Genomic DNA, 12,895 nt, shown 5'->3' with positions numbered 1-12,895 from the left:
CGGGCCGACACCGGTACCCGGACAGTAGACTGTCGACGTGTCCCTCTTCCACCGCGGAGGACAGCCCCGCCTCCACCACCCGCAGGTCAGGGAGATCCTCGCCCACCAACAGACCGTCACACCAGGCAGTGGACTCGTCATCGGCGTCCGTGACCTCTCCGGCGGCGGAACGTCCGGCGTGCTCCACGATGTCGCCACCGGGTCTCCCACGTGGAATGTGGTCCGTACCCGGCTGTTACCCGGACCGCATCGTCCCGCCGTCCTGTCGCTGCCCGACAACTCCGCCGACACTCTCTTCCTCGCCGAGGACGTCCACCTGGCTGACCCGGAGTCCCTGCGACGCCTGTACGAGGACGTCCACCACGGCAAGCACGCCTCACGCACGGTGGTTGTCGCCACCACGGCCGCCACCGGTCATGAACCGACGGCACCATTCCGACTCGGGGATGTCGAGGTCGTGTTGCCGCCACTGTCCGTTGAGGATGTCGGTGTGTCGGTGGAGTCCTCGACCGGTGTGTTCCCTCCGCCACGCCTGGCAACCGCTCTGCACACCATGACCGGCGGGCGTGTCGACCTGCTGACCGAACTGCTCGACGGCACCCCTGCCGATATCAGGGACGGACGGACACCCGCGGCGCCGGACACCTGGACGGTTGCCCTGACGGATGCACTGGACAACGTCACGGCCCGGGCCACGGCCAGCACCGGTCCCCCGCAGGCGCGACAACAGCTGGTCGGCCTGCTCCGGGCCGTCGCGGTCGGAGGAGGGCCGTCCGCAGATCCCGTGCCTCTGCCCCTGCTGCGGGACCTGGTGGGAGAACTCACCGCAGCCGACGACGAGGTATTCTCCCTGGTGCTCCGCACCGTCGCCGGACCGGCAGTCGAGTTCCGCGACCCCCGCCACCGCGCAGCCGTACTGCAACAGACCCCGCCCCCGGTATCTGCTGACCTCCACGACCGTGTCGCACACGCTCACACCGTCCCCGGACGCGCCCTGTACCACCGACTGCAGGCCGTCCTGACCGGCGGACCAGGCGCGGTCGACGACGTCGTGCCGCAGATACGGGCCCTCGCCTCCACCTACCACGACCAGGGTCAATGGCAGGCTGCGGCGGACCTGCTGTGCATCCTCCCGGGCGGTGCCGACACCGACAGCACCACCGAGATAGTGGAGGCCCTGACGCGGTCAGGTGACCTGCCCGCCGCCCGGCTCTGGTCGCAGGGTTCCCTGGGACCGGCGCCGAGTGTGTCCTTCCTGGCGATGCACGCCGGGAACCGCCGCCGTGCCTATGCCGCACTGGGTGACGGTGCATCCGACAGTGCCGCCGCTCCCGGGGTCGAACGTCAGCGGGCGCTCCTCGCCTTCGCGGACTGGGACCCCCACATTATGCTCGAACACGCCATATCCGCCGACCACGACCTGCTCATCGCCGTCGCCACCAGCATCATCGACGGCTCCGGGAGCACGACGGACCGGCCGGACGGTCCCCACCGCCTCGTCGACGGCTGGCTCTCCCTCGTCAACGACGACCCCCTCACCGCCCGCGAAATGCTCTCGTCACCACTGCCGGCACTCTCGTCCACCCTGCGGATCTGGCGGGACGCCTGGCTCGCCCGGACCCACTACGTCCTCGGCGACTTCGAGACCGCCCGCCGTACCGTCGAACGCGGTCTGGCCACCGGCGATGCCCACGGCAGCACGCTGCTCGACCCCCTCCTGCTGTGGACCGGTGCCCAGGTCGCCGCCTTCCAAGGTGACTTCTCCGCTTCACACCAGTACACCAGCCGGTTGCCCGACGACCCGGAATCTTTCCTCATCCAACGGCTCCCCGCCGCGATGAGCCGCATGATCACCACCGCCACCAGCAGTGACCTGGTGGCTGCGCTCCGCGTGGGTGAGTCTCTCGCCAGGATCGGCACCGAGAAAGACACCCAGCAACCCGGGTTCTGGCCGTGGGAGGACGTCTACGCGCAGTGCCTCGTGCGCGCCGGGAAGATCCGTGCGGCCGATGCCGTCGTCACCGAAGCCGAGCAGCGTGCGGGAGCACGTGGACTGGCCTCCGTCGCCGCGAAGTTACGTGTCCCCCGCGGAAGCATCCTGCTGCGACGAGGGGACACCGATGCCGGCGTGCGGTGTTTCGACGAGGCAGTGGACATCATCACCGACACCCCGATGCGGGCCTACCAGTCCCGTATCCTGCTGGAATACGGCCAGGTACTCCGTCGACTCGGTCGACGTCGACGCGCGGACGAGATCTTCGGCCGCGCCGAGGAGGTCTTCGCGTCGATGGGGGCGCCGGCGATGGTCGAACGGTGCCGACGGGAGCGTCGTGCGGCGGGGATCTCCGGTGCAGCGTCGGCCCCCACCACGACAGTCTCGGGGTCAGGGTCAGGGTCGGGGTCCACCTCCGGCGGGCTCACCACCCAGGAGGAGCAGATCGCGGTCATGGCCGCCGACGGCTCCACCAACCGGGACATCGCCCGGGAGCTGACGCTGTCGGCGAAGACGGTGGAGCACCACCTGACCAGCTGCTACCGCAAGCTCGGCATCCGGGGACGCACCGAATTGTCCGGTGCACTGCAGCGACGTTGACAGGGCCTGCCGTGCCAGGAAATGCCGGGACGGCAGAGCGACAGCACATATCGCACCCCATAAGTTACTGCAGAAAATCTGACCTGGGCTTTCATTAGATTCAGTAGCTTATGGGGTGCGATACTTCCGGTTCAGCCCCCGGTTCAGCCCAGCGAGTAGAACGTCTTACGCATCCGGTCCGCGTCGGCGGTGAGCCCGGTGAAGTGCTCGAACGCATCCACCGCCTGGTACACCGCCATGTGGGTGCCGTTGAGCGTCCGGCATCCCGCCGCCTCCGCCTCCTGCAGCAACTGCGTGGACACCGGCATGTAGACCACGTCGCTGACCCAGTGGTCCGGGGTCAGGCAGGACGTGTCGAAGGACGTCCCGGGATGGCTCAACATCCCCAGCGGAGTCGCGTTGACCACGCCGTCAGCAGCGACGATGGCGTCCTCGACCCCGTCAGGGCCGCGACCGGTCGCGATCGATGTGCCGGTGGCGGCGTTGAGGTTCTCGGCGAGTTCCGCGGCACGTGCGGCGTCGACGTCACGGATCTGCAGCTGCTCGACGCCCGCCTCCGCCAGGGCGAAGGCGATCGCATTGCCCACTCCTCCGGCGCCGACCTGGACCACCGAGCACTTGGAGACGTCGGGAAGTTGCTCCGCCAGGCCACGGGCGTAACCGGTCACGTCCGTGTTGTAGCCGAACGTGCGTCCGTCACGGATCGCCACGGTGTTGACCGAACCCAGGCGTGTGGCCACCGGGTCGACCTCGTCGAGCAGGCCCAGGACCTCACGCTTGAAGGGGTGGGTGATGTTCAGGCCGTCGAACCCCAGGTCCAGGGCACTGGACAACAGCTCGTCGAGGGGCCGCTCCTTCAGCCGTTCGGTGAGGACGTCGAGGCGGCGGTACACGGTGGGGCGCCCCTGGGCAAGCCCCTCTGCCTCGTGCATCGGCGGGGTGCGGGACAGCGACAGGTCTGTGCCGATCAGTCCGAGCAGGAAACTACGGGCGGGTGTGGCGGTCATGGTCGATACCTTCTCTCTGTGGCTTGGTCAGCTGGGGATGCCGCGGGTGGCGTCGCGCAGGACGCGGTACTGGGCGGCGAGGCGCACCGGTGTGTTGTCGACGCCGTGCCCGGCGTAGGCGCCGCGGCGTTCGACGAGTTCGAAGAACATCGTGCCCAGGGTGCCGGTGTAGAAACGCAGGTACTCCCCGTGTTCATCGCGGTCGTAGAGCACATTGCACTCGCGGAGTTCGGTGACGGTGTCGTCGTCGAGATTGAAGCGGGCGACCAGGTCGTCGTAGTAGTTCTCCGGGACCGGCAACATCTCCAGGCCACGGCGACGGGCCCGTCGGGCCAGTCCGATGATGCCCGTGACCCCCAGCGTCACGTGTTCGGGGTACGACGCGGCGAGGAAGTCGCCCTGTTCGCTGCCCTCGGGGGCCACGTTGAGAGTCAGCGAGAAGTCGCCGTCCGGCGCCGACATCACCCGGGAGTGCACGTAGCCGGCCGGACTGGGTACCGCGTCAGGGGCATGGGCCTGCAGGCCCAGCACCGAGGTGAAGTACAGGGCTGCCTCGTCGTGCCGGTGCCACCGCTGCGCCAGTCCCACATGGTCCACCCCGGTGATCCGGGAGTGGGTGTCGGTGACCGCCTCGATGGTGCGGACGTCCTCGCCGATCAGGCCGAACTCCTCCGCCCACACCGGGACGCCGTCCTCCGTGGCCTCGCAGAAGAAGATGCCGGTACCGTCGGGGGTGTAGACACCGTGGAGTTCGGCTTCATCGTCCTGACGCTGTCTCACGATCGGCTGTGCGGAGAGTTTCTCCGCCCGTGCCGCCGACTGTGCCGAACCCTCGACGTCGACACCGAAACTGTCGATGACGGTGTCGCTGCCGGTCGGCCCCAGGTCCCGGACCACGATACGTGCGTCACCCTGCACCCACACCTGGAAGTCCTCCTTGGTGCGATGGTAACCCCCCAGGACGAATCCCAGCTGGTGCAGGAGTTTGGTGATCTCGCCGAGACGGCCGGTGTGCAGTTCGACGAAACTGTAGGCACTCGGGGTCGTCGCCTCCGGCAGGGCGGCGAGCCCGACCGGGTACGAGCCGGGACCGGGGCGGGGGTCGGCGGCAGAGTCGGCGTCCAGAACCCGGTAGACCTGGTCCTCCAGCCACCGCAGTGAACGCAACCCGTCGACGGCGGTACGGGTCACGTCGGCCTGGCGGAAGGAGTCGTTGAAGATCTCGAGCGACACCGGCCCGTCGTAGCCGGCGACGGTGAGCAGACGGAGGAACTCCACCAGGTCGAAATCACCCTCCCCGGGGAAGACCCGGTGGTGCCGGGACCAGGACAGCAGGTCCATGTCACGACGGGGGGCGTCGGCGAGTTGGACGAAGAAGATCTTCTCGCCCGGGATGTCGGTGATGCCCGAGGGGTCGTCACCCCGGGACAGGATGTGGAAGCTGTCCAGGCAGGTACCCACATTGGGATGATCGGCCAACTCGACGATGCGGTAGGCGTGCCGGTAGGTGTTCACGTACTTACCCCAGGCCAGCGCCTCGTAGGCCAGCCGGATACCGTACCCGGCGGCGAGTTCACCCGCCCGGCGTAGCTGGGAGGCACACACCTCGTCATCGTCGACGGTGGCGGTACCGACGTTCGAGCAGATCAGGATCATGTCGATGTTCAGCCGCTGCATGATCCTGAACTTGGACTCCAGGCGACGCAGGTTGTCGAGGAACTGATCCTCATCCACCCCGTCCAGGTCACGGAACGGCTGGTAGAGGTCGAAGGACAGTCCCAGTTGCTCTCCCCTGGCCCGGATCTGCTCCGGAGAATGCGGGGAGACGACCAGGTCCTGCTCGAAGATCTCCACTCCGTCGTACCCTGCGTCGGAGGCGGCACGGAGTTTCTCGGCGAGTGTGCCGGACAGGCACACGGTGGCTACGGAAGTTCTCATTGCTCCTGCTTCACTTTCTGCACGAATGTGTCACCCGCGTCGATCTCGTCGAGTGTCATGAAGGCGGTTTCCCGGGTGGTGGCGACGGCGACCGAGACAAGGACGGCCACGACCGACGAGAAGAGTGCGACACCGAGGTAGTTGTCCCCGTCGGATCCTGCGACCAGGGAGGCCAGCACCGGGGCGAAACCGCCGGAGAGCGCGAACCCGATCTGCGTTCCCAGGGCGACGCCGGTGACCCGCACCGAGGTCGGGAACATCTCGGCGTACAGGGCCGGCCACGTGGCGTTGGACATGGAGTAGAACAGGCCGAACATGACCGCACCGAGGATGAAGATCAACGGCCAGTTCCCGGCGTTCACCGCCATCAGGTAGGGGTACATCACCACCGCGGCACCGAGGGCGCCGGTGATGAACACCTTCTTCCGTCCGAAGCGGTCGGCCGCCGACCCGGACAACGGGATCGACACCAGGGCACAGATGTTGCCGGTCACGGTGACCCACAGCATCGTGGAGCGGTCCAGGCCGACGATGGACGTGGCGAAGGACAGCGACCAGACGGTGAAGACGATGTTGACCGTGTTGATCAGGGCGGCGAAGGCGACCCGGATCACGGCGGTGCGGTGGTACTTCAGCACCAGCTGCAGCGGGTTGTGCCGGGCGGCGGCGGCTCGGGCCGCGACCCGCTCCATGGTTTTCGGGTCGATCTCCTTCTCGTCCTCCTTGACCTTCTCGTCCTCCTTGGCCTCCTCGACTTCGGCGGCGGTCTCCTGGAAGGCCGGCGGCTCCTCCAGTCGGCGGCGAATCACCCAGGCGATGAGCACGACGAAGGCGGAGAGCCAGAACGGCACCCGCCATCCCCAGCTCATCAGGGCATCGTCCGACAGGAAGGCGGTGAAGGGAATGAAGACGGCGGTGGCCAGCAGTGTTCCGAACTGCGTGCCGTGCAGTGTCCAGGCCGTGGTCCAGGAACGGTGCTTTTCTTCGGCATGTTCCAGCGAGACGGCGATGGCGCTGCCCTGTTCACCGGAGGCCGAGATGCCCTGCACGATGCGGCACAGTGCAAGGAGGAGCGGCGCCAGCAACCCGACCTGGTCGTACGTCGGTAGACAGCCGACGGCGAATGTCGACGCACCGATCATGAACAGAGACAGCATCAGGACGAACTTGCGTCCGAAGCGGTCGGCCAACGGCCCCATGATCAGCGCGCCCAACGGCCGTACCACATAGGCGATACCGACCGTCGCCATGGAAGCGAGTACCGCCACCCCGGGCGACGTCCCCTCCGGGAAGAACAGGACGTTGATGACCAGCGCCGCGGCGGTGCCGTAGACGGCGAAGTCGTAGTACTCCAGGGCGGAGCCGACCCAGCTGGACAACGCCGCCCGCTTCGGGGTCTTCTGGGGCGTGGCTGGTGAGGTCGGTGAGGTCGGTGAGGCACTCATGACCGGACGTCCTTTCCTTCTACTGCGGCAATCGTCGACGGACGCAGCGTCCGGGAGAACGAGAAGATCGCGAAGCCCAGGACACCGACGATCGCGAAGGCGAAGAAACCCCACGGGTAGGCGATTCCGGCGGTGACCATGATGCCACCGAGCAACGGTCCGGAGATCGCGCCGAGGCGTCCGATGCCGGCGGAGAAGCCCATCGCGGTGGCCCTCGACGACGACGGGTGGTTCTCACCGACGAAGGCGTAGATCAGCACCTGCGAACTGAAGACGAAAACGCCGGTGAGGAAGACGATGACGTACAGGCCGACCAGCGGCAGCCGGATCGCCAGCAACGCGAGGAACACGGCTGAGCAGAGGAACCAGATCAGGGCCGTCTTGCGCGGAGAATGGATGTCGGACACCCGTCCCGCAATGAACAGTCCGACGACGGCACCGACGTTGAGGACCATGAGGAAGGCCAGGGAGTTGCCCAGGTCGTAGTCCGCCTCCCGCATGATCTGGGGGAGCCAGGTGTTCAGACCGTACACGAGCAGCAGGCCCATGAAGGAGGTGCCCCAGATCGCGAGGGTGTTGATCCGGAACGTGGGCTGGAGCAGCGCACGGATGCCGTCGGTGTTCTCACCCTCCTTCTGCTCCTGCAGGGTGTCCATCTCGGTGTCGACCTGCAGGCCGTGAGCGCGTTCAATGGACTCAGCTTCCTCGATGCGTCCCTTGATCCGGAGGTAGGCCGGTGATTCCGGCAGCATGAAGAACAGGGCCGGGGCGAGGATGAGACCGGGGATGGCTCCGGCGATGAACATGGCGTGCCAGCCGGCGGCATCGATGAGGAACATTCCCAGCAGTGCGGTGAGCACCGCGCCGACGTGGTAGCCGGTCATCAGGGTCGTGGACGCCGACCCCGCCTTCCGTCCGGACCGGAACTCCGTGACCAGGGAGATCGCGGTCGGCAGGGCGCCACCCAGCCCGGCACCGGCAAGGAAACGCCATAGTGAGAACCACGCGACGTTCGTCGTGAACGCCAGGAACAGGGTGAACACCGAGAACAGAAACACCGCGCTGATCAGCACACGTCGGCGCCCCAGCTTGTCGGTGAGGAACCCGATCACCAGGGCACCGATCGTCATGCCGACCAGGCCGATGGTGGTGATCTGTGTGGCCTGGGCACCGGTGAGGTCCCAGGCCGGGTCGTCCAGCATCGACGGGATCGTCGTGCCGAGCACGACCAGGTCGAATCCGTCGAGCAGGACCGCGATCCAGCACAGGACGGTGACGTAGGCGGTCGATTTAGTGGCCGTGGTGGGCATGCTTCAGACCTCGAATTCCGGGAGATCACGGCCGACGTACTGCTCGGCCAGGTAGCGGCGTCCTGCCTCAGAGGACAGGACGGAGGACAGTTCTGCGAGACGACGCCGCGACTCGAACGTCGTCGCGTCGGGTGCCTGGTGCAGCATGGACGACATCCACCAGGAGAAGTGCTGTGCCCGCCAGATGCGGGGCAGGACGATGTCGGAGTAGTCGGCGAGCAGCTCGGGGCTCCCCCGCAACGCCCGCACGAGGGCCGGTGCGAGCACCGCGACGTCCGCAATGGCGAGGTTCATGCCCTTCGCACCAGTCGGCGGGACGGTGTGGGCGGCGTCGCCGGCCAGGAAGAGCCTGCCCCGCTGCATGGGCTCGGTCACCGCCGAACGGAACCGCAGCACCGCCTTGTCGAAGATCTCCCCCTCGGAGATGCGTAGGTCCGGTGAGTCGGCCCGGGTGTGCAGTGCCTCCCAGATCCGGTCGTCCGACCAGTCGTCCACTGTGTCGGACGGATCGCACTGCAGGTAGTAGCGCTGCACGGCGTCCGACCGGGTGGAGATCAGCGCGAAGCCCTCGGGGTGGGTGGCGTAGATCAGCTCTTTCTGGGTTTTCGGCGCATTGACCAGCACACCGAACCAGGCGTACGGGTACTCGTGACGGTGACGTCCCACGCCCGCCGGATCGACCGTGCCGCGGTGGGGCGAACGCGAGCCGTCCGCGGCGACGACGTAGTCGGCACGCAGGCGTTCGGACCGCCCCGACGAATCTGTGTAGTCGATGACCGGAGCGTCTTCCGTACCGCTCACCGCGTCAACCGTGGTATCGAAAAGAACGGTGCCGCCGTCGTCCAGGCGTCGGGCGATCAGGTCGATGAGGTACTCGTGCTGCGGGTACACGGCCACCGTGTGCCCGGTGAGGTCGGTCAACGGGATACGGGTCCGCTCCCCCTGTACCGAGATCTCGATCCCCTCGTCGATGTCGGCTTCGCGCTCCATGCGTTCGCCCACGCCCGTGCGGCGCATGAGGTCCAGTGTGCCCTGCTCCAGGATCCCGGCGCGCACGGTGGTCTCGACCTCGTGGCGTGACCGCGATTCGAGCACGACCGACTCCACACCGTGCTGGTGCAGCAGGTGCGACAGGGTGAGCCCTGCCGGGCCCGCACCGATGATCGCGACCGGCGTGTGGCCGGTCATGACAGGTCCTGGACGGCGGCGTTCAGCAGCGAGAAGCCGTGGTTGGAGTTCGGGACGCCGGCGTAGACGGCGGTGTGCAGCAGCACCTCACCGATGGTGTCGGCGTCGATGCCGGCGCGCAGGGCGGCACGGATGTGCATGTCGAGTTCGCCGTCGTTGCCCACGCCGGTGAGGATCGCGATGGTCAGCAGACGCCGCTGGGTGTGGTCGAGCCCGGGACGTTCCCAGACGTCCCCCCAGGCGGTGCGGGTGATGAAGTCCTGGAACTTCTCGGTGACCGGGGTCTTCTTCGCAATGGACCGGTCGACGTGCTCGTCGCCGAGGACGGCGCGCCGGTTTCGCATTCCGCGCTCGTGCGCGGCGTCACGTCCGGTGGAGTAGGCGTCAGAATCACTCATGAGGGGTTCCTTTCAGGTCGTCCAGCACGGCGTCGACGATGTCGGCCGCATGTCCGGTGTGGTCGGCGGGATCGGTACTGAAACCGTGGTCACGGTGGGCCCGTTCGATCAGTCCGCCGAGGGTCCCGTCGGCGACGGCACGGTCGATGTCCCCACGGGGGACGTATCTGCCCAGAGCTTCGGCGAGGACCGCTCCGTTGGTCAGGGCGAGGTTGCGGCGCATCGCGTCGGTGTCGACGGTGATGCCGTCGATGCTGGCCCGGGTACGGTTCACTGCCCCGGCCGTGGCGGCCGCGAGGTCGCGTACCGTCTGCCATTCGGCGTGCCAGGCGCCGGTCGCCCGCTGCATCCGCTGGTCCATGCAGTCCAGCATCGTTGCGGCAAGCGCCGGGGTCCGTCGGGCGTAGCCGTCGGCGGCGATGGCCGCAGCCGGGTTGGCCTTGTGCGGCATCGCCGAGGAGCCGCCCGGGGTCGACTCCCGCAGCTCCCCCACCTCGGTGGCGGAGAACACGATCACGTCTCCGGCGACCTTGCGGACGGAGCCCGCCAGCGCCGCGAGCGCGGTGGCGACGTGGATCAGCGGGAGCCGGTCGGTGTGCCACACCACCGGGGACTCCGCCAGTCCCAGACGCCGGGCCAGTGCCGCATGCACCGACAGGCCCGACGGTGCAGTCGCCGCCAGGTTCCCGGCGGCGCCACCGTACTGCACCGGAAGTGCATCGAGAACGTCGCGGAGACGGGCCGCCGCGGCAGCGACCTGTCGCAGCCACCCTGCGGCGATGACGCCGAACGTGGTCGGTACCGCCTGCTGACCGAGTGTGCGTCCGATGACCGGGGTCGTCCGGTAGGTCCGGGCCAGATCGGCGAGATCAGCGGTCAGCTGGTCCGTCGTGGCGATGATCGCCTCGCCTGCGTCACGGAGACACAGCACCAGGGCGCTGTCGATGATGTCCTGGCTCGTGGCACCGCGGTGCACGGCGGATACTCCGATCCCGGCATCCGTCGCGGCTGCCTTGAGCCGTCGGGCGAGCGGAATCGCGGGGTTGCCGCCGGCGACGGATGCCTCGCACAGCGCCGCCAGGTCTGTCCCGTCGACGGTCGTTGCCGAGATGAGCCGGGCTGTGGCCGACGCCGTCGCGGTGTCGACGAGGCCGGCGTCCCCCACCGCCAGTGCGAGAGCGGCTTCGACGTCGACCATACGGGCAATGAAAGCGGTGTCCGACACCGCGGCCATCGCCGCGGTGTCACCCGAGGCGACGTCGCTGTAGATGGTGCGTGCCAGCCCCGACACGGGTCCCCATTCTGATTCGTTCACCGGATCAGACCTGGAAGAACGGGGTCTCGGCGGATGCGTCGTCGTGCTGCAGGACGATGTCCATGCGGTAGGCGTTCGTGCCTTCCTCGGTGAGCACCAGCCGGGCACGGCGGTCCTCGGGCACCACGGCGAGCACGGGGTCCTTGTCCAGGTTCTCCCCCAACTCGGCGCCCGGGAAATACGCACGGGTGTAGAGCCGTTCGAGGATGCCACGCGCGAAGACGCCGACTTTCAGGTGGGGTGCCTCCTGGGTCGCATCGTCGGTCGCATGGTCGGTCGCGCCGTCCGTGGATGCCGGGGTTGCGCCGGGACGGCGGGTACGGAAGGTGACCTCCCCGTCGTCGTCGGCCATACCGCGACCGATGCCGGCGCCGAGCAACGGGTTCCAGCCCTTCAACGAGCCCTCGTCCGAGCGCTCGTCCAGAGGCGAGGGGTAGATGCCGTCACCGTCGGCCTGCCAGAGCTCGATCATGGCGTCCTTGACCCGGTGCCCGGCGCCGTCGGTGACCGAGAAGGTGACCTCGATGACGTCACCGGCGGCGAAGGACATCGCGTCCTCGTCGAGGAGGTTCTCGGCGCCGGGGGTGGTCAACCCGATATGGACGTAGGGGCCGACGGTCTGGGACGGCATGATGCCCTGGGGTGCTTCATCCTGGTCCTTGATGTCGGACACCGGGTAGCGGAACGGGCCTGTGGGGTCGCTGTCGATCATCTGTCTTCTCCTGTCGGGAATTGTGGGGCGGGTGTCACTCGAAGTGGGTGGCGTTGCGTCCGCGCAGCACGATGTCGAACTTGTAGCCCAGGGCGAAGTTCTCGCGGGTCTCGTCGTAGTCGAAGACGGAGATCATGCGCTCACGGGAGCCCTCGGGCACCGAGTTGTAGATCGGGTCCTGGAAGAACATCGGGTCACCGGGGAAGTACATCTGGGTGACCAGGCGCTCGGCGAACTGACGGCCGAACAGGGAGAAGTGGATGTGTGCCGGACGCCACGCGTTGGTGTGGTTCCCCCACGGGTAGGCACCGGGCATGACCGTGTAGAAGCTGTAGACGCCGTTCTTGTCGGTCAACGTCCGGGCCACACCGTTGAAGTGGGGGTCCAGCGGTGCGGGCCAGGAGTCGTTCTTGTGCCGGTAGCGTCCCGCAGAGTTGGCCTGCCATGCCTCGATGAGGGTGTCTGGGACCGGCTTGCCGTCGGCACCGAGTACCCGACCGTGCACGAAGATGCGCTGGCCGATGGCTTCGCCGCCGTTGGCCTTGGTCATGTCGTTGTCTTCGTCACCGATCGCGCCTTCTCCGAAGACGGGGCCGGTGGTCTCGCCGAGGCGCTCGGGGAGCATCAGCAGGTCGTTGTTCGGGTTACGGAGCACGGTCGTCCGGTACTCCGGGAAGTGCAGCGGAGCGAAGCTTCCGTCGGTGGTGACGTTACTGATGGGAACCATGATGGTGACCCCTTCTGCGGGATTGCGGGAACGTGATGTGGATCTCACCGTAATAGGCTGTGCGCTATGCGCAAAGTCGTTCACACAGCGAACTACTTTTCCGTTCCGACATGCCGGTGTACTGCGGTTTCAGCGCACATGACTCTTTATCGGGGGTCACCCAGGGGGGTGGTTAAGGGTAAACAAGAACACGTATCGACAACAGCACTGTCTTTACCCGCCGGACACGACAAAGCCGCACGGGGAGAACAGAGACATCCGT

General features: G+C 67.3%; 10 protein-coding genes. 1 reads left to right on the top strand and 9 read right to left on the bottom strand.

What is annotated here, in order from left to right; genetic code table 11:
- The first annotated feature begins 37 nt into the window (after nt 1-37).
- Nucleotides 38-2,593, top strand: a complete 2,556-nt coding sequence (locus tag FS507_RS05450) for a helix-turn-helix transcriptional regulator (protein ID WP_145941784.1) — start codon at nt 38-40, stop codon at nt 2,591-2,593.
- A gap of 143 nt (nt 2,594-2,736) precedes the next feature.
- Here the strand turns inward: FS507_RS05450 and FS507_RS05445 are convergent, their stop codons facing one another.
- The 9 genes from FS507_RS05445 to pcaH are packed head-to-tail and all read right to left on the bottom strand — an operon-like array spanning nt 2,737 to nt 12,633.
- Nucleotides 2,737-3,600: a shikimate dehydrogenase gene (locus FS507_RS05445; protein ID WP_145941783.1), complete on the bottom strand. Its 864-nt coding sequence runs from the start codon at nt 3,598-3,600 to the stop codon at nt 2,737-2,739.
- Nucleotides 3,601-3,627: 27 nt separating this feature from the next.
- On the bottom strand, nt 3,628-5,538 hold the full coding sequence (locus FS507_RS05440) for a sugar phosphate isomerase/epimerase and 4-hydroxyphenylpyruvate domain-containing protein (protein WP_145941782.1): 1,911 nt from the start codon (nt 5,536-5,538) through the stop codon (nt 3,628-3,630).
- Nucleotides 5,535-6,983: an MFS transporter gene (locus tag FS507_RS05435; RefSeq protein WP_145941781.1), complete on the bottom strand. Its 1,449-nt coding sequence runs from the start codon at nt 6,981-6,983 to the stop codon at nt 5,535-5,537. The genes FS507_RS05440 and FS507_RS05435 overlap by 4 nt, the downstream gene beginning before the upstream one ends.
- Complete coding sequence (locus tag FS507_RS05430) at nt 6,980-8,293, bottom strand: MFS transporter (RefSeq protein WP_145941780.1); 1,314 nt, start codon at nt 8,291-8,293, stop codon at nt 6,980-6,982. The genes FS507_RS05435 and FS507_RS05430 overlap by 4 nt, the downstream gene beginning before the upstream one ends.
- Before the next feature lie 3 nt (nt 8,294-8,296).
- On the bottom strand, nt 8,297-9,481 hold the full coding sequence (locus FS507_RS05425) for a 4-hydroxybenzoate 3-monooxygenase (protein WP_145941779.1): 1,185 nt from the start codon (nt 9,479-9,481) through the stop codon (nt 8,297-8,299).
- Nucleotides 9,478-9,879 (bottom strand): 4-carboxymuconolactone decarboxylase, encoded by a 402-nt coding sequence (gene pcaC, locus FS507_RS05420; protein WP_145941778.1) that lies wholly within the window; start codon nt 9,877-9,879, stop codon nt 9,478-9,480. The genes FS507_RS05425 and pcaC overlap by 4 nt, the downstream gene beginning before the upstream one ends.
- Nucleotides 9,872-11,194: a lyase family protein gene (locus FS507_RS05415; protein WP_260853170.1), complete on the bottom strand. Its 1,323-nt coding sequence runs from the start codon at nt 11,192-11,194 to the stop codon at nt 9,872-9,874. The genes pcaC and FS507_RS05415 overlap by 8 nt, the downstream gene beginning before the upstream one ends.
- A 4-nt stretch (nt 11,195-11,198) precedes the next feature.
- Nucleotides 11,199-11,906, bottom strand: a complete 708-nt coding sequence (gene pcaG, locus FS507_RS05410; RefSeq protein WP_145941777.1) for a protocatechuate 3,4-dioxygenase subunit alpha — start codon at nt 11,904-11,906, stop codon at nt 11,199-11,201.
- A 34-nt stretch (nt 11,907-11,940) separates the two neighbouring features.
- Entirely contained in the window at nt 11,941-12,633 is a 693-nt protein-coding gene (gene pcaH / locus FS507_RS05405; protein ID WP_145941776.1) for a protocatechuate 3,4-dioxygenase subunit beta, read from the bottom strand.
- Between the last annotated feature and the right edge of the window lie 262 nt (nt 12,634-12,895).

The organism is Corynebacterium glyciniphilum AJ 3170 (assembly GCF_007673095.1).
GTDB lineage: Bacteria > Actinomycetota > Actinomycetes > Mycobacteriales > Mycobacteriaceae > Corynebacterium.
This window is presented reverse-complemented; position numbering and strand designations above follow the sequence as displayed.